At 45.3% G+C, this 18,221-nt stretch carries 12 protein-coding genes; 10 read left to right on the top strand and 2 right to left on the bottom strand.

What is annotated here, in order from left to right; genetic code table 11:
- Positions 1 to 160 precede the first annotated feature (160 nt).
- Positions 161 to 820: a uracil phosphoribosyltransferase gene (gene upp / locus ING2E5A_RS01870; protein ID WP_071138137.1), complete on the top strand. Its 660-nt coding sequence runs from the start codon at positions 161 to 163 to the stop codon at positions 818 to 820.
- 18 nt (positions 821 to 838) lie between these two features.
- On the opposite strand, the gene ING2E5A_RS01865 is transcribed toward upp, so the two are convergent.
- Positions 839 to 1,828 carry a glycosyltransferase gene (locus tag ING2E5A_RS01865; RefSeq protein WP_071135944.1) on the bottom strand — a complete coding sequence of 330 codons (990 nt, stop codon included), beginning with the start codon at positions 1,826 to 1,828 and terminating at the stop codon, positions 839 to 841.
- A 193-nt stretch (positions 1,829 to 2,021) separates the two neighbouring features.
- Between ING2E5A_RS01865 and ING2E5A_RS01860 the strand changes: the two genes are divergently transcribed.
- From ING2E5A_RS01860 to ING2E5A_RS01840, 4 genes are all read left to right on the top strand, one after another.
- Positions 2,022 to 3,149, top strand: a complete 1,128-nt coding sequence (locus ING2E5A_RS01860; protein ID WP_161941930.1) for a DUF4369 domain-containing protein — start codon at positions 2,022 to 2,024, stop codon at positions 3,147 to 3,149.
- A 7-nt stretch (positions 3,150 to 3,156) separates the two neighbouring features.
- A complete protein-coding gene (locus ING2E5A_RS01855) occupies positions 3,157 to 4,695 on the top strand; it encodes a YifB family Mg chelatase-like AAA ATPase (RefSeq protein WP_071135942.1) in 1,539 nt (512 codons plus the stop codon).
- A 150-nt stretch (positions 4,696 to 4,845) separates the two neighbouring features.
- The gene (locus ING2E5A_RS01850) at positions 4,846 to 5,826 is read left to right on the top strand and encodes a glycoside hydrolase family protein (protein WP_231960417.1); all 981 of its coding nucleotides are present in this window, start codon (positions 4,846 to 4,848) and stop codon (positions 5,824 to 5,826) included.
- 428 nt (positions 5,827 to 6,254) lie between these two features.
- Entirely contained in the window at positions 6,255 to 6,821 is a 567-nt protein-coding gene (locus ING2E5A_RS01840) for an RNA polymerase sigma-70 factor (RefSeq protein WP_071135939.1), read from the top strand.
- Between the two features lie 296 nt (positions 6,822 to 7,117).
- Here ING2E5A_RS01840 and ING2E5A_RS01835 read toward each other — a convergent pair whose 3' ends face one another.
- On the bottom strand, positions 7,118 to 8,446 hold the full coding sequence (locus ING2E5A_RS01835; protein ID WP_071135938.1) for an IS1380 family transposase: 1,329 nt from the start codon (positions 8,444 to 8,446) through the stop codon (positions 7,118 to 7,120).
- 147 nt (positions 8,447 to 8,593) lie between these two features.
- On the opposite strand from ING2E5A_RS01835, the gene ING2E5A_RS01830 reads away from it, so the two are divergent.
- The 5 genes from ING2E5A_RS01830 (at position 8,594) to ING2E5A_RS01810 (ending at position 18,213) form a co-directional block, all read left to right on the top strand.
- Positions 8,594 to 9,511, top strand: coding sequence for a FecR family protein (locus ING2E5A_RS01830; RefSeq protein ID WP_071135937.1), 918 nt, complete (start codon positions 8,594 to 8,596; stop codon positions 9,509 to 9,511).
- Between the two features lie 170 nt (positions 9,512 to 9,681).
- Entirely contained in the window at positions 9,682 to 10,635 is a 954-nt protein-coding gene (locus ING2E5A_RS01825; protein ID WP_071135936.1) for an IS1595 family transposase, read from the top strand.
- Positions 10,636 to 10,857: 222 nt separating this feature from the next.
- Positions 10,858 to 14,223, top strand: coding sequence for a SusC/RagA family TonB-linked outer membrane protein (locus ING2E5A_RS01820; RefSeq protein ID WP_161941929.1), 3,366 nt, complete (start codon positions 10,858 to 10,860; stop codon positions 14,221 to 14,223).
- A 19-nt stretch (positions 14,224 to 14,242) separates the two neighbouring features.
- Positions 14,243 to 15,865, top strand: coding sequence for a SusD/RagB family nutrient-binding outer membrane lipoprotein (locus ING2E5A_RS01815; protein ID WP_071135935.1), 1,623 nt, complete (start codon positions 14,243 to 14,245; stop codon positions 15,863 to 15,865).
- 98 nt (positions 15,866 to 15,963) lie between these two features.
- Entirely contained in the window at positions 15,964 to 18,213 is a 2,250-nt protein-coding gene (locus ING2E5A_RS01810; protein ID WP_083373135.1) for a GH92 family glycosyl hydrolase, read from the top strand.
- Positions 18,214 to 18,221: the final 8 nt, after the last annotated feature.

Genomic DNA, 18,221 nt, shown 5'->3' with positions numbered 1-18,221 from the left:
AAAAATTTCTTTAATTATTGTCGCTTTAACTCAAAACAGCACAGAATTGAAAAATTTACTCAAGTAGTTGAAACAAAAAAAACCGTGAAAATGTTTATCATTGAGAGTAAAAATATTACCTTTGTTCTTCGAAAAAAACAAACAGCTTATCATTTTTACAATGAACATTATTGATTTTTCGAAAACCAACTCCCTCCTCAACTCTTTTGTCCGTGAAATCAGAGATATTTCCATCCAGAACGATAGATTAAGATTCCGAAGAAACCTGGAAAGAATTGGCGAAATAATGGCCTATGAGATCAGCAAAAGTTTACGCTACAAGACAATTTCTGTAACTACGCCGCTCGATGTTGCCGAGATCTCCATTCCAGACGAAGAGGTTGTCATTGCTACCATACTACGGGCAGGATTACCTTACCACCACGGCGTACTGAACTATTTCGATTGTGCCGGAAATGCGTTTGTGTCGGCATACCGGAAGTACAAGGAGACAGGACATCAATCTTTTGACATTCATATCGAATACATTGCCTCGCCCCGTATTGACGGCAAAACGCTGATTCTTACCGATCCCATGCTGGCCACGGGAAGCAGTATGGAACTGACCTACCGGGCACTGCTCACAAAAGGAACACCCCGCAACATCCACATTGCATCCATTATTGCCAGCCAACAGGCTGTGGACTATTGCAAGAGACATTTTCCCGAAGAAATAACCACCCTTTGGGTCGCCGCTATCGATCCGGAATTGAATGAATCATCCTATATCGTACCCGGAATAGGTGATGCGGGCGACTTGGCCTATGGCGAAAAGGAATAAGTAGCAAGCCGGCCGGCATTACTCATAAAACTTCTTTTCAAAAGCTTTGAATTCTCCCTCTTTCAGGATCAATCGTTTCCAGAATGCAACGATAAATCCTGTTCCATATCCGAATAGCTGGGTCCAGGCAGCAGCAATGCTGGATAGACCCACCTTGAGCGAGCCATTTTTCGCCGTAGCGTCAATCAGCACCAACGAACTGTACAACGCCGGAACAAGCAGACCATACGGAAAAAATATGGAGATAAACAGTGAGAGGAGCATCGCAACTACAAAAAGGGAGGGTAAAAAGTGAACCGGTTTTAAGGAGTCGGGATGGGAGAGGTATAGATTGATTCGCGCTATTCCGGAATTGTAGACCTGCTTGAAAAATTGCCTGTAGGTCGACCGGCGTTTGTGATAAACGTATGCTTCGGGAATAAGCGCCGTTTTATACCCATTCTCGATAAGCCGGAGACTGAAGTCAATATCCTCGCCAAACCTCATCTTGCCGTAACCGCCAAGGTCACGGAAAGCCTTCCGCGAAACACCCAGGTTGAAGCTCCTTGGATGAAACTTGTCCAGCGATCTTTCTCCTCCTCTGATACCACCGGTTGTAAAAAAAGAGGTCATGGAGTAATTTATGGCCTTCTGTACCGTTGTAAAAGAGGGTAACGCCTTGTCGGGACCGCCGTAAGCCTCAACAAAATTCTCCGCCAGAGAGGAAGAGACCTTCTCCATATAGTGTTCCGGAATAATACAGTCTGAATCGAAGAAAATGAGATAGTCGTACCTCGCTCTCGCTGCCGCCACGTTTCGTGTCTCTCCGGGACCGGAGTTTGGCTTCTCGAAATAGAGAATCGGAAGGCTCGATGTATATTTCCGGACAACCTCATCGCACTTTCTGACCGATCCATCCTCGGCAATGATCACTTCAAAATTTTTCAAGGTCTGGCGGGTAAGACTGGCTAAAAGTTCGTCCACCTCCTCGGGACGATTATATACGGGAACAACAACAGAAAAGTTCATGTTTGAGAAATTGGATCCGGATGCAAAACTAATTAAATAAAATGACTTTTAAGCAACTCCGGCTATTTCTGTAACTTTATAAAAAGGGATAAAAATATGTGAAAATATATAGAATTCATGAAATAAATTATATCTTTGTCTCTCTTCAATGTCTAACCTCTTTTCCAGGAGACGGATAGAAAAAAACAATCGGGTGAAAATTATAAAGTTATCAATATTAATCACTATAAGCTCATTACTGTTTGCCTGCAAGGGCAACAAGGAGGTGGTCACACTCAAAGGCGAGATCTCCAGCCTGGAGGATTTTGAAGTGCTGGTCTCCTATTTTGCAGGCGACACCCTGGCTGTCGATACCATTACGTGCGATAAACACGGTAAATTCACCTATAGAAATACCATTGACACCTTAACGGTCTTCTCCTTGTATTTCAACAATCAGAGCTCCTCGGTAATGGTTTTTGCCCAGCCGAAGGATAATATCACCATCAAAGGCGATGCCCGGTTGTCGGATCTCATCAAAGTTACAGGAAACGAAATCAACAACGACCTGACGTTATTCAAGGAAGCAAACAAGGAGCTGCTTCAACAGCGTATTCTGTTGCTACGCAACCTGAAAGAGGAGAAGGATGCAAACCCGTTTTCAAACAGCAGGCTTCTTGCCAGTGCCGACGAAATAGCCAAGATAAACTCTTTCAACCAGGAACTGGCATTAATTGCCGAAGAACAGGTAAAAAAGAATCCTTCCAAAATGTCGAGCCTGATCCTGATCAACGAGTTTTTTGCAAATGCAGAGAATCCCCAAGGGCTCAGCCGCTTGTTGGGCTATATGGAAGATGACGTCCTCAAGACAAGATTGGGTTTGAACCTGAAAGCGTACTGCGACAAGGTCAACCGCTCCGCAGAAGGATCGGTAATGCCTTATTTTCAGTTGGTAGACACATCGGGAGATACAATACACTCCTACGACTACCGGGGTAAATATCTGCTACTCTCCTTCATTTCGACCACCGGGGTTGACTCCCGCGAAACGATTCAGTCACTCAGACAGACTTACGAGAAGATAAAGAGCGACAGCGTAGAGTTTATCTCAATCTATATCGACTCCGACATCTATCCTATAAGCTATATTGAAAATGACTCGATTCCATGGACCGTTGTTCCTGAGAAAAGAAGCTGGGCATCGGACATCGTGGATGCATATAATATAGAGTTTGTACCTAACAATATCCTTATCTCCCCTGCCGGCATCATCAGTGACAGAAATGTTCCGGCCATTGCAGTGGAGAATGCTTTGAAAAGCTTTGTAAAAAACAATCGTTAAACCTGTCATGCTGGTCAAGGTGTTTGGTGCGGCCGTACAAGGGATTAATGCCACACCCATAACCATTGAAGTGAATTGTACAAAGGGAATAAAATTCTTTTTGGTAGGCTTACCGGATACATCCGTGAAAGAGAGCCACAAGAGAATCATTTCGGCCATCCAGGTAAGCGGTTACAAGTTTCCCCGTCAACAGATTGTGATCAACATGTCTCCGGCCGACATCCGGAAAGAGGGATCGGCCTACGACCTTCCTTTGGCAATAGGGATATTGGCCTCCTCCGAGACCATTAAAGCAGAGAAGCTGTCCGACTACCTGATCATGGGCGAACTATCGCTCGACGGAAGTATCCTTCCCATCAAGGGAGCCCTACCCATCGCGATCATGGCTAAGGAGCAGGGATTCAAAGGGTTCATACTCCCCTCGGAAAATGCTAGGGAGGCCGCAGTAGTTGAGGGACTGGAGGTATTCGGGGTAGACAACATCTGTCAGGTTGCCAGATTCTTCAACGGGGAACTGGAGTTGGAAACGACAACAGTGAATATCGGGGAGGAGTTCCTTAAGGGGCAGTCTACTTTCGAATTGGACTTCAGCGACGTAAAAGGGCAGGAAAATGTGAAACGGGCCCTGGAGGTCGCAGCTGCAGGTGGTCATAACCTCATCATGATAGGTCCCCCGGGAGCAGGAAAATCGATGATGGCCAAACGATTGTCGTCCATCTTGCCTCCATTCACCATGGAGGAGGCACTTGAGACGACAAAGATACACAGCGTGGCCGGCAAGCTGGAAAAAGGGATATCCCTGATGTCGCACAGGCCATTTCGGTCTCCTCACCATACCATTAGCGATGTGGCCATGGTTGGGGGCGGATCCTATCCACAGCCAGGAGAGATCAGCCTGGCACACAACGGCATACTATTCCTGGATGAACTACCCGAGTTCAACAGGAGCGTTCTTGAAGTGATGCGTCAGCCGCTGGAAAACCGGAAAATTACCGTTTCCCGGGCCAGATATTCTGTGGAGTACCCGGCCAGCTTTATGATGGTGGCTGCCATGAATCCCTGCCCCTGCGGATATTACAACCACCCCGAAAGGGCATGTGTATGTCCCGGCGGAGCTGTTCAGAAATACCTGAACAGGGTATCGGGACCGCTGCTGGACCGGATCGATATTCATGTCGAGATCACCCCTGTCCCTTTCGAGAAGATTTCCGACAGCACACCGGGCGAGCGCAGTTCAGAAATTTGCAAACGGGTAGTGAAAGCCAGGCAAATTCAGGCAGAAAGGTTTAGAAAAATTCCCGGCATATACTGTAACGCCCAGATGACATCGAAGATGGTGCGTCGATATGCCGCCCCTGAGGCAGCAGGATTGCAATTGCTCGGAACAGCCATGGAGAGACTGAGCCTATCGGCAAGGGCGTACGAAAGGATACTGAAGGTCTCCCGTACCATAGCCGACCTTGACGACTCTCCGCATGTTTTGCCGGTACATCTTGCAGAAGCAATCAACTACCGTAATCTCGACCGTTCAAATTGGGCGGGGTGACATAAACAGTCAATATCATAAGAAATGAAAAAACTATCCTCATTAGCTCTACTCTTCCTCTTGCTGCCCCTGTTTTCTTCATATCAGAAAAATTTAAAATCGGCTTCCGGCAGGTCTTCTAAATACAAAAATATTGTCGCCGACAGTACAATGAAAAGAGTATATGAAGAGATAAAAACCCCTTATAAATACGGGCTGGTAATGGTTCCTCCACCTAATAAGATGGTAGACAGCCCAAGCATCTTCAGGCATGGCGACATCTGGTACATGACCTACATTCTATTTGATGGAAAGGGGTATGAAACCTGGCTTGCAAAAAGTGAAAACCTGTTAAACTGGGAAACTTCGGGGCGGATACTCTCCTTTACAGAGGATACCTGGGACTCGAATCAGAAGGCGGGATACATCGCGTTACAGGATTACAGATGGGGTGGCTCTTATGAGGTTCAAAAATATGACGGTCGCTATTGGATCTCCTACCTGGGAGGTAAATCGGCCGGTTATGAAGCAGGCATCTTAAAAACGGGAATAGCCTATACAGAGGATATAACAAGAACAGAGGAATGGAAAAGAGTGCCACAGCCGGTTCTTTCACCGGAAGAGAGTGACGCCCGCTGGTATGACAACCAGACAATATATAAAAGTACAATCATATGGGATAGGGAAAACTCAACGGGATATCCTTTTGTAATGTTCTACAATGCCAAGGGAAGAAGCAGAACCGATGCCGAGGCAGAAAGGATAGCGATGGCCGTGTCGACCGATATGGTAAACTGGAAACGCTTCGGCCGGAGACCGGTAATCGATCATGGCTCTGGCATATCAGGCGACGCTTTTATTACAAAAATTGACAACATCTGGGTGATGTTCTATTTTGGAGCTTTCTGGAAACCGGGAGCTTTCGACCGATTTGCCTGTTCTTACGATTTGATAAACTGGACCTGCTGGAAGGGAGAGGATCTTGTTAAACCTTCCGAGGACTTTGACAACCGTTATGCACACAAACCTTATGTTATAAAATACAATGGGGTTGTATATCATTTTTATTGTGCCGTGGATAGAAATGACAACAGGGGAATTGCTGTTGCAACATCCATTGATATGGGAAAAAGCAAACTGCTTTTCAACTGAGTATCGACACGGGTGCACTACCTCTCTCTCAACAGGAAGAGATGGAGTTTTTCAAATAAATTTCAGTTTTTAAGAGATATCCTCCATTTGTCTCTATTTTTGTGTATATTTGTTGTGAAAAGCTAACGTAATTCTAAACAGTCTGATCATTATATATTCAAACTCCAGAAATCAACTGAAGTGTATACGTAGTGATGTGCTAACCCCATAGTGAAAAACAAAATATTGTTGTCAAAATTGCACCATCTTGATTAGCCGGAACCGCCTTGGAGAGTCTCACATTTTTGGCCCCGATGTACAAGATGTCGCCCTTAATGCTTGCTGTGTCATTGCCGAACAAAATATCAGGCCCATTTTCTTCGGTTCATCTATAAAAAATCTACTCTATGCGGGGAGACTTGAATTGAACTGGATGAGGGATAAAGGATATGAATGAAAAGGATGCAATATATGAGAACCTGTTTCGAAAAGCAGCTTTTCAGGACGACGAAGAGGCTTTCAGGCAACTCTTCCTCGAATTCTATCCGGCCCTCTGTGTATTTGCCATGCGATCTGTTTATCATGAAGAGGAGGCCCGGGACATTGTTCAGGATGTTTTCTTCAAAATCTGGAAAAACCGTAAAAGTATAAATATAAATACCTCTTTTCGGAACTTTCTAATTACATCGGTACGTAACGGTTGTACCGATTACCTTCGAAGACAGGATATCGAAAACCAGTATATGGGAAAAAAGAGGCTGTTCTCCATCCACACATCCCCCGAAGAGCTATACACATTAAAAGAGTTGGAGAGTGCCATTGCCGAAGTGCTGGCAGAAATGCCGAACAACGTGCGTGAAGCATTTGAAATGAGCCGATTCAAAGGAATGACCTATACCTCCATCGCCGAAAAGATGCAGGTATCACCAAAGAGTATCGAAGTCTATATCAGCAAAGCCCTGAAAATTTTACGTGAAAAATTACAAGATTACCTCCCCTTATTGTTACTCTTGTAACCAACACTTTTGTTAAAATCAAAGTTTTTCATAAAATATTTCACTTAAAAATCTCATTTAAAATTCCCAACTCAAGTTAATAGTTTTCAAAGCGGAATTTCTCTTTTTTTTCGAGAGATACCGTTTTATTTTCTTTTCATCTTCACTGTTTCTTGCACGTTTAACGTGTTGATTTACTTTTTATGGTGGCGTTTTTATATATATTAACATTACCACTCTTCCAAGGCATGGCAATTCCTTGTCATAAACCCTTTTACGACACGAAAGATGGCGATGGACGATTAAGTGAAAATCCGTCATCCGGTCATCGTTGTCGTTATTCGCTGCTCAAAATCACGCCACCCCGCTTTTCGGTAATACTCCTTAGGCATTTTTACCGTGACCTGCCTGCCGGATTTCACCACTTTACCCGGCACTCGGATAAACCATTCTCGGAAGGTAGAGTGCTCTTGACGCCAAACCCAAAAGTCGCCCCGGTATCGCATGAGCACCGATAAACTGTAGGCAAATGACGAAAGTTGCCAAAGAATATCGTTTACCCAAAAATCATGCGTGATGGTTTTTCCCGCACAAAGCGAGTTTTTGGTTTGCTCGATCCAATTCTCACTCTCTGATCGGGATCCATAAAGGGTATGGAGCTGCAAGGCATCCAATCCTTTCAGGTTCGAGCAATAGCAAAAGTACTCATACTCGGGTACAAATTGTTTTTCGCCAAAATAATCGACTTCAACCATTTGCTTTATGATGCGCACGGCATAAAACATGCGGGGATTCCTCCAACCGCTACATTGATGTGTAAACTGACAGGTCGCCGTCCGTGGGCCAATCGGCTGCCAAGTCTGCCCGGCAAGTAAATCTTTCAGGTTTTTCAGCTTTACTTTCACCAAATATTCATGTTTACCGTCTTCTAACAAATTAAATAATCCACCATTGAAAAAACCGCTGTCGGCCCTGAAAAACACCTTCTCCACCTTTTGGGGAAGAGCGGCCAAGGTTTCTTTGACAAACTCACAAACTCCGTTTGAGGTGTAAGCTGAACCCGGGCGGAGCCATGAATTGACAAGCAGTTTCATCTCCGTGACAAAACATAAGATGGGGTGATAGCTTTTCGAACCCTTCTTATGCGAGTTATAACCCACCTCAGCCCCTTGTTGGTTGCCGTAAACGGTAAATGTGCTTGAGTCGCAATCAAGTGTCAAGCGGCTTAAACCGCAACGGGAAACTTGCATGCCTGTAAAACCCAACAACAGCTCGTGAAGCGAACGGGCGCCCCTTTCACCCAAACCTGTCAAATGGCGGCGTATGGTGTCCTCGTCAATGTTCTTGGGTAACTTCAACAAGCGGGCAACCAAGGCGTCAAAGGTGAAGTTTTCAATCCGCTTCAAACGGTGAACACCGCACAACGATGCCAACAGGATACTTGAGAGTATTTGGGCTGTGCTGAAACGGCTTGCATTGTGCCGGATGGTTGGGAAAAGATGTTCCAGCCGGCGATAAATGCCACAATGGTTGATAAAATCAGAGGTTACGCTTAACCCTGAATATGACGTTAATTGTTCTGAACTGAACTCTTTCTTTACTGAACTGGCAGTAAATGAGATTTTTTTACTATTTTTGTATTGCATGTGTCGGGTGAGTGTTATTTTTTATTTAACACCTTAAAGATAAATACTTTATCTGGCACATGCAACTTTTATTTGAGACTTTTAGGTTTCACTTTTTTAATCGGGTGAATCGGGTTCTGTACGTCAAGTAAATAAACGTGAAACAAGATGAGTGAAAAGAAAACTGCCGACTCTTTGGAATTTTTACTGGGGGACTATGAAAAAATGGATAAAATAGATTCTGCCGCTGATTGGGAACGTGTACGAAGACGTATTGCCATTGACCGGAACAGACGGCTGCTATTTAACTTCTTGAGAAATACGGCTGCCGTTCTTTTTCCTCTCTTGTTGATCTATCAGTTTGTATTTGTTCCGATAAGTAGCAAAAGTAATGAGGTAATAGAGACAATCACAATTACCTCAGCCCCAGGGATGGTGACCAAAACAATTCTCCCGGACGGTAGTGAGGTATGGCTGAACGCGATGAGCTCACTTACCTATCCGCTGCGTTTTACAAAAAAGGAGCGCACGGTTCAACTTTCAGGGGAGGCCTATTTCAAGGTTGTTTCCGACGAGAGACATCGTTTCAATGTGAAAACGCCACAAGAGATGGTCGTGAGCGCTTATGGAACAGAGTTTAACGTAAATGCATACGAAAGTGAGACCAACTGTGAGGTCACATTGGCTAGCGGACAGGTAGAGGTATCCTCCAATGCCGGTTCAAAAGCAACTGAGGTGCTGATGAGCGACGAAAAAGCGATACTTCACGTTTCAAGCGGGAATATTCATGTGGTAAGTGCGGATACTTATGTGGAAACAGCATGGAAAGACGGAAAGATGGTTTTTCGTCGTGAGAAGCTGGATAAAATTGTAGCCAGGCTTTCCAGAAAATTTGGAGTTGATATTGTTCTTGATGGCGATAGGCTCAAAGAGTATGAATACACAGCCACATTCACCGATGAGACACTTGAGGATATACTGGACCTCTTGAAACGGTCGGCCCCCATAACCTATACCATTCACAAACAGAGACAGTTAGATAACGATACATTTACTCGTAGGGAGATTATCATAAAGACAAGTTAAACCATCTATTTTTCAAAAAAGGAGGACAGCCTATGAAAATATAATATGATTATCCGCAGTTATTCCTAAAGAATTTAGCGGGAAAAAGTTATAAATAAGTTTCAAAAACACTTGCACAATTCACTGATATTCATTATATTTACATCGCTAACGATATAAAGATTCAAACTATGAATATCCTGGATTTTGCTATAAATTACCCCGATGAGGAAACCTGTCGGAAAAAATTCAAAGAACAAAGAGACCAAATGGGAGTAACCTGTCGTCATTGTAATTGTAAAGAACATTATTGGCTGGAAAACAAGCAGGCCTATGAATGCAAGCGTTGTCGCGCACGCCAAACCTTGCGTTCAGGCACCGTCATGCAGCACTCCAACCTGCCTTACCGTTACTGGTTCGTGGCCATGCACCTGCTCACGGCGACCAAGGGCTCCTTTTCCGCGGCGGAGCTGCAGCGCCAGCTGGGGCACAAGCGTTACCAGCCCATATGGGAAATGGTCAATAAACTGCGTGACGTGATGGGCAAACGCGACGACGAGTACACCCTTGAGGGAGCCATCGAGTTGGACGACGCCTTCTTTTCCACCGAAATATCCCTTGAAGAGAGGGACAAACCGTTGAAGCGCGGCCGCGGGAGCCAAAAAAAGACCAAAGTGCTGGTAATGGCTGAAAGCAAAACCGTTGAAAACCCCAAGCCGGGTAAGAAACCCAAGAAGGTCAGATACCTGAAGATGAAAGTCATCAACGACTTGAAAGCCGGTACAATTACAAGGAATGTCAAAGAGCACGTTGAAAGCACGGCGGATCTGACCACCGATGACTCAACATCTTACACTAAATTGAAAGAGCATGTTCATTCACATACGGCATCTGTTATTCCACACCAGGATCTTTCCAAGGTGCTGCCCTGGGTGCATACCGCGATCAGCAATGCCAAACGACAGCTCCTGGGCGTGTATTACAAGATAAAACCAGAATACTTGCAATATTACCTCAACCAGTTCTGTTATAAATTCAACAGGCGTTACTTCGGGGAAAACCAGTTTGACAGGCTGTTGATAGCCGCCGTATCGTGTGCGCCTGATTTCAAGTCAAGAATTTACAATAGGAACTATTGCGGATAATCATTAAATATAAAATGCCAATGAAATACAAAAACGGGAGAGTTTTACTTCTCTCCCGCTCATGATTATTTATTGCCATGGCGGAAAATCTCACCTCACCGCCGGGCAATCAATTACTAAATTCATAAATGAATCTAATAACATCGTAAAAGTATGAAGAATAAATCAATCAACCAAAAAGCACTCCCCTTTTGTGCTTTATTAAAGGAAATACCTATTGCTATGAGAATAACACTGCTATTGCTGTTTGTGCTTACCTTTCAATTGCAGGCCAGACAAATCTATTCTCAAGATACCAAGATTTCGTTGGATATGAGAAACTCAACCATCGAAAAAGTATTGCAAGCTATCGAAGAGAAATCCGATTACTATTTTTTGTATAATAACCGGTTTATCAATGTTGATAAGAAAGTAAATGTACGGGTAAAGAATGCATCTATTGCAGCAATATTGGAGAAACTGTTGCAATCGGAAAATGTGGAGTATGAGGTAAAAGGTTCGCAAATAGTCCTCTCCCCTAAAGAGATGCATAGCCGAATAGCTGCCATGGCAGACACTCAATCTAGACAACAGGCCGTTACTGTATCGGGAGAGGTAGTGGATCAATCGGGGAATCCTCTGCCGGGCGTAACTGTCATGGTTGTTGGGATGAACATGGGAACTGTAACCGATAGTGATGGCAGATTCAGCATCACCATTCCCGCTGAAGCAAAAACGTTGCGTTTCTCATTCGTCGGGATGCGAACCCAGGAGGTCGTCATTGACGGAAAGACGAGATTCAGGATAGTGATGGTAGAAGAATCAATAGGAATTGAGGAGGTAGTGGTGACAGCACTTGGTATCGAAAGGAATAAGCGCAGCCTGAGTTATGCTACAGAATTGGTGGATGTAACGTCTATCTCAGATATTCGCGACCCAAGTCTGGCCACCTCGTTATCGGGTAAAATTGCAGGTGTTTCCATCTCTAACGCCTCTGGAGCATCAGGGGTTGGCGGTAGTTCAAGAATTATCATTCGGGGTAATAAATCGATAAACCGGAACAACCAACCGCTGATTGTGGTTGACGGTATACCCTACAACAACTCAAAAGGGGTTACATCGACCGACAAATCGACCAGGGAAGTGGATTCTTTCGATGGATTTTCGAATATTAATCCTGACGACATTCAGAGTATCAACGTGTTGAAAGGTCCTGCTGCTGCCGCATTGTACGGATCGGCCGCAAACAATGGAGTAATCATCGTCACAACCAAGAAGGGTAGAATGGGTAAACCTCAAGTTGAGTTTAACTCCATCACCACAATGGATTTCCCATATTTATATCCTGACCTGCAGAACGAATATGCACAGGGATCAGGGGGGGTATACTCCGCCTCGATCGATGCAAAGAGTTGGGGACCCAAAATGACTGGCCAGAAAGTTACGAACTGGACTGGAGAGGAGGTTGAACTCACTCCGCAGCCAAACAACGTGAAAGATTTCTTTGTGAATGGATACAACCTGACCAACTCATTGTCTTATAGTGCCGGGAATGAGAGATCCTCAACCTATTTCTCCTACAGTAATACTACTGCCAGGGGGATGCTGAAAACCGATAAGCTGGAACGGCACAATTTTAACCTGCGTCTCAATGCTGAGCTGATTCCAAATTTGAGGTTGGATTTCAAGATTACCGCCTTTAAACAGGATATGGATAGCCGCCCTGCCAGCGGTGACGACTATTTCAGTCCCATGCAGAACTTGCTGCGTATGCCTCGTAGTCTCAGGACCCAGGATCTGAAGGATTTTGAATACTACACCGAGGAGGGGTCGCTAAAGCAGAATATCTGGGTTCCGGGCGGTACCTCAACTCTGAACAATCCTTACTGGTCGTTATATCGTCGTATAGCCCCTACCAGTCGTAACAGGATCACCACCTTTACCTCGCTGAAATACGACTTCACCAACTGGCTTTCAGCACAGGTAAGGGTTGCCATGGATGCAATTCATGACGATGCCGAGGAGAAGATTTATTGGGATGCAATCTATATCAACGATGGAAAAGGGAACTATTATACTGCCTTCAGGAAATCGCAGGACATTACGTCCGATTTCATGATCAATGCCAGAAAGGAGCTGTCCAATGGCATCGCTCTTAGTGCCATGATAGGAGGTGAGATAAAAGACAGTAAAGCCAGGGGACAATCAGCATCGACCAACGGGTTGACCGTTGAAAATAAATTTGCATTGAACTTCGGTTCATCCAATACCACTTCAGATAGCGAATCCAGGGTTCAGACACAGAGTATTTTCGGAACTGCCCAGGTGGCTTTTAAAGAGATGGTCTATCTCGATCTGACCGCCAGAAACGACTGGAACTCGACGCTTCCACCCCCTTACGACTACTTCTATCCTTCTATAGGATTGACCGGCATTATCTCCGAAATGGTTAAGCTTCCCGAGTTCATTTCGTTTGCAAAATTGAGAGGATCGTATGCCGAAGTTGGTAATGGCGTAGGTTTTGCTTCAATCTTTCAAACCTACGGAAGAAATACGGACGGACCTATTGGACAGATTACCACGAGCGGTACGAAAGTAGCGGAACAGCTTATCCCTGAAAAAACCAAATCATTGGAAGTGGGAGGAGAATTCCGCTTTATGGGAAACCGGCTGGGATTAGATATAACCTGGTATAAATCAAATACCATTAACCAGTTGATATCAATTACCGCTCCTCCCACTTCTGGATATACAAGTACGCAGATCAACTGCGGAAACATCCAGAACAAGGGTATTGAAGTGATGCTCTCCGCAAGACCATTAGAGAGAAGAGACTTTACCTGGGATACCTACCTGACCTTCTCACGCAATATCAACAAAGTACTTGAACTGTACAAAGGAGTAGAGAGGTATGAACTGAGCACGGCCAATCTGGCATTGGGGAAAAACTGGGTTATAGTTGGACGTCCCTACGGAGAGATCTATTCAAGGACTTTCCAGCGTGATGCACAAGGCAGGATAATTGTCTCCGACAATGGACTGCCAATAATCACTGCTGATGCCGATCACTATCTTGGCAATTATAATTACGACTGGCAAAGCGGTTTATCCAATTCATTCAGTTATAAGAACTGGCATTTGAACTTCCTGATAGATCTGAATTATGGAGGCATCAGAACATCAGCCACCGAATCGATGCTTATGCTTACGGGAGGTAGCAAGGCCACATTGTATGGTCGTGAAGGTTTTATTTTTGACGGAGTAAAGGAGGATGGCACTCCCAATGACATAACCATCAATGCAGAAGCTTATGGTACACTTGTGGGAGGAAGAAGTTCAAATAACGGTCCCGTCGAACTGTTCACACACGATGCAACAAATTCACGTCTGCGTGAACTTTCATTGGGTTATGATCTTCCAGTTAAAAGCAATCTGATCAGCGCATTGCGCATCTCTTTGGTGGGCCGTAACTTGATATACCTTTACAATGGATGCAAATGGTTTGATCCGGATGTCACCTACAATACAGGCGCAAACGGTCAGGGAGCAGAAAACTCCTTCCTCCCCGGAGCCCGCACATTGGGATTAAATTTAAAACTAACATTCTAACCACTAATGCATATCAATTATGAAATATATACAATCTAACAAGATAGGAAAGCTCCTCCCCCTGATATGGATAAGCATCATCTGTTTTGCTTGCACCGATCAGTTCGACAGGTTCAACATGAACAAGACACAGCTGATGGAGATTACCGACAAGGAACTTTCCGGTCTATTTACAAGAGCGCTGATTTCAGGTAACTGTTTGCTGACCAGCGACCAATACAGCAGGGGAAAGAGCAATATCTCGGATCATTTTTCCGGTTACACCGTCATTGGTGGTGTCGACCGTGAACAGAATGTATTCCAACTATCACACCAGCAATCGGTATTCTCGACTTTCTTCAGCCAGACTATCCCCGCTATTGTGGCCATTCAGAATAATACGGTAGAGAAGAATCCCACCGCCTATCATGTGGCAACTATCTGGAAAGGTTATGTGATGCACCGGTTGGCGGATGCCTGGGGACCACTACCCTACACGGAGGCTGGAAACGGCAAGGATGTCATTCCGTATGAAAGTGTCCAGGATATATACTACAACATTTTCAGGGATCTGACCGAGGCTGTTGATTATCTGACAGCTGAAGTAAACAAGAATCCCGGACTGAATGTCTTCGGTGCAGGGGATATCATCTACAATGGGAGTGTGATCCAGTGGATCAAGTTTGCCAATACGATGCGCCTTCGCCTGGCCTGCCGGATATCCAATGTTGATCCTGAAAAGGCAAAAACCGAAGCTGAAGCAGCCGTAAAAGGGGCAATGATGGAAACCGACAGCGACGACGCCATGATCATGGATCTTCCCTCGTTCAACGGTGTTCAAAATGGGATGTGCCGTATCGGAGGATGGCACCAGAACTCGATGAGCACCAGTATGGAAAGTGTACTCAAAGGATATGAGGACCCCCGTCTCCAGGAATATTTTTCGGTAGTGGGTCCAGAGGTCGTTGTTGAAGAGCCTGAAATCATGGCCAATATTGGCGGATATCACGGGATGACCCCCGGATTCACTGCTGAAGACTTTGTGGCGTTCAGGCTATACTCCAACTTCGGTCCAAGATGGGTTGGCCCTAATGTTGTCTCTACGGAAGTCCCCATCAACGTGGGTAATGCCGCCGAAACCTGGTTCCTGAAAGCAGAAGGGGCCTGGAGAGGATGGAACATGGGAGGTACCGCCCAATCATTCTATGAAAAGGGGATTGAAGTCTCTATCAGACAATGGAGAGGCGCCTCGTTCCCGGCGTCCCAGATTCAGGACTATATAAACAGTATGGCCACTCCCGTTGCTCCTGACAATTACCCCTATTATGATCCCCCCATGACAGATATTCCTGTCAAATTCTCATCGGACAGAGAGAAACAATATGAACAGATCATTACCCAGAAGTGGCTGGCGATATACCCCGATAGTTGGGAAGCATGGACAGAGTATCGGAGAACGCGGCTCCCCAAACTCTATCCCAAGAAAAACTCGATGAATCCCAATATCGACGTTTCACGGGGCATGATCGTAACACGGTTACCCTACCCGGATAATGAGAAAAATGGACAACCTGAAGAGTATGCAAAGGCTGTCGCACTGCTGGGTGGACCCGATCTTGAATCGACCCCACTCTGGTGGGATGTACACCCCAATGGTAACTGATTTGACATGAAAGATATTATCATGCAACAAGAGGGTGATAATAGTAAAGGCACCCTCTTGCTTTCTCTTTTTAATAAACCCAACCATATTGAAGTCTGATGCAACCATACAACTCTACCCCGAAATCTCTTCTCCATCTCTTCCTGATCATGACACTATGCCTATCCTGTCAGAAACCGACAAATAATGAACCATTTAACCCGACAGCATACGTAAATCTATTCATCTGTACTGAAGGAGATAACGGCATGCTTTATCCGGGACCAGCCATGCCATTCGGATTGGTACATCTTTCACCTGAAACCGAAGGAGATTCACATGTCGGATACTATTATGAGAACGACTCGATCGAAGGATTCTCACATACCCGAATTGCAGGTGCAGGCTCCCAGGGAAAAGGCGGCGGTCTTCTCATCAAGCCCGGTATAGGATTGTTCACCAATAAAATAAAAGAGTTCAGCGAACCGCTAATCAAAAGTACAGAAGAGGCAAGTCCCGGATATTACAAGGTGAAGCTTGCATCGGGAGTGACTGTTGAGTTGACAACCTCCGACCATGTGGGATTTCATCGATACACGTTCCCCCGTGACCGGAAGAAGGATCGTTATATAGTAGTCGACCTCTCTCACAGCTATGTGGGAATGCTGGATGCCCGACTTGAGATAAGAAGCGAGATCGAAATTGCGGGCTACTTCAAGTCGCTCCACAATCGTGGCGGAGGGTATCACACGCTCTACTTTACCATCATCAGTGATCAGCCATTTGCATCGTTTACCTCATGGGATGGGGATGATTGTGGCGAGGTTAAGGAGAGGCAAGGCAATCAGACCGGGGTATGGCTCTCCTACCCCGAGGATGGGAAAGATCAGGTCTGCCTGAAAGTAGGTCTATCGACGGTGGACGAGAACCTGGCCCGGGCGGAGGCACTAAACGAAATAAAAGGATGGAATTTCGATCAGGCAAGAGAGTCTTGTGCCGATCGTTGGGAAAAGATGCTTCGAAAAGTGGAGGTGGTGGACGGTTCGGATGAGCTGAAAACAATTTTTTATACACATCTCTACCACAGTTACCTGGTGCCTCATCTCTCCAGTGCTTCAACAGGAGAATATCGTCCCCTGAACCAGCCCGGTTTGATCTTGCAAACAAAAGATAGTGCACCCGACTTTAACTACTACTCCACCTGGAGCCTTTGGGACGATTTCAGGAAATATTCCCTGGTATCTTTACTGGAACCGTCATACACCAAAAACATAGTTCGCTCCCTTGTTGATGTCTATGCAAATAAAGACAAGGAAGGGCGCGATCCTAAATACTCGCCCACACCCCATATCCGCATGGAGTTCAACAGCACTGTAATAATGGATGCCTGGAACAAAGGCATAAGGGAGTTCGACTCAGCCATTGCCTACAAAGGGATGAAAGAGTATGCCCTTCAGGAAGATGGGAAACGGATCAGCGACCAGCTGGAACAGTTTTATCATGCCTATGTGGCTATGCTAATGGCAAAAGAGCTGTGGAAAGAGGAAGATGCCGATCTGTTTTATGAAAAAGCAATGGGGTACAAGAGGGTCTGGTGCCCCATGCAGAAGGACCGGGAAGGAACGGTACGCGGTTTTTTCACACCCGAAGGAAAAGAGGTGGATGATGTGGAAGATTTTGAGAAACATGTGTATGAAGGGCACCTGTGGCACTATCGCTGGTTTGTATTGCACGATGTGGAGGGATTAGCTCAGCTGAGAGGAAGTAAAGAGTTGCTGGCCGACGACCTGGAGTACTTCTTCGAGAAGGATCTGTTCATGATTGTCAACGAGCCTGACCTGCATGCTCCTTACCTGTTCAACTATCTCGACAAGCCTTGGCTTACCCAGAAATGGGCACGTAGATTCACGACGAAGGAGGTTACACAACTATACCACAATCATGGTCTCTACGAAACGCCGGTTGTATCACGTATATTCAGGGCCGACACAAAAGGGTATATCGAAACGATGGATGATGATGCCGGTGCTATGGCTTCCTGGTTTGTGATGAGTGCCATGGGATTATTTCCGCTAGATCCGGCACTACCCTACTATCTGATTGGTTCACCCATATTCCCTGAATACCGGATACACCTGGATAATGGAAAACATTTTACTGTCAAGGCTAACAACGTAAGTGAAGATAACTTCTACATTCAATCTGCCACATTAAATGGAGAAGAATTTGATCAGTGCTGGATTGCCTACGACACCATCATGGCTGGAGGTGTGCTGGAGTTTGAAATGGGAAATCGACCCAACAAGGAGTGGGGTAAGTCGGTAGATATCCCCTCCGGCATGAGTGAACCCGGCTGCGTCAAAAAATAGCATCTACT

Source organism: Petrimonas mucosa (genome assembly GCF_900095795.1).
In the GTDB taxonomy this organism is placed as follows: Bacteria; Bacteroidota; Bacteroidia; order Bacteroidales; family Dysgonomonadaceae; genus Petrimonas; species Petrimonas mucosa.
This window is presented reverse-complemented; position numbering and strand designations above follow the sequence as displayed.

Coding starts and splice junctions, on each gene's coding strand:
- ING2E5A_RS01840 (WP_071135939.1), top strand. CDS start 6,255: ATGAATGAAAAGGATGCAATATATGAGAACCTGTTTCGAAAAGCAGCT.
- ING2E5A_RS01810 (WP_083373135.1), top strand. CDS start 15,964: ATGCAACCATACAACTCTACCCCGAAATCTCTTCTCCATCTCTTCCTG.
- ING2E5A_RS01865 (WP_071135944.1), bottom strand. CDS start 1,828: ATGAACTTTTCTGTTGTTGTTCCCGTATATAATCGTCCCGAGGAGGTG.
- ING2E5A_RS01835 (WP_071135938.1), bottom strand. CDS start 8,446: ATGCAATACAAAAATAGTAAAAAAATCTCATTTACTGCCAGTTCAGTA.
- ING2E5A_RS01830 (WP_071135937.1), top strand. CDS start 8,594: ATGAGTGAAAAGAAAACTGCCGACTCTTTGGAATTTTTACTGGGGGAC.
- ING2E5A_RS01820 (WP_161941929.1), top strand. CDS start 10,858: ATGAGAATAACACTGCTATTGCTGTTTGTGCTTACCTTTCAATTGCAG.
- ING2E5A_RS01855 (WP_071135942.1), top strand. CDS start 3,157: ATGCTGGTCAAGGTGTTTGGTGCGGCCGTACAAGGGATTAATGCCACA.
- ING2E5A_RS01815 (WP_071135935.1), top strand. CDS start 14,243: ATGAAATATATACAATCTAACAAGATAGGAAAGCTCCTCCCCCTGATA.
- ING2E5A_RS01825 (WP_071135936.1), top strand. CDS start 9,682: ATGAATATCCTGGATTTTGCTATAAATTACCCCGATGAGGAAACCTGT.
- ING2E5A_RS01850 (WP_231960417.1), top strand. CDS start 4,846: ATGAAAAGAGTATATGAAGAGATAAAAACCCCTTATAAATACGGGCTG.
- upp (WP_071138137.1), top strand. CDS start 161: ATGAACATTATTGATTTTTCGAAAACCAACTCCCTCCTCAACTCTTTT.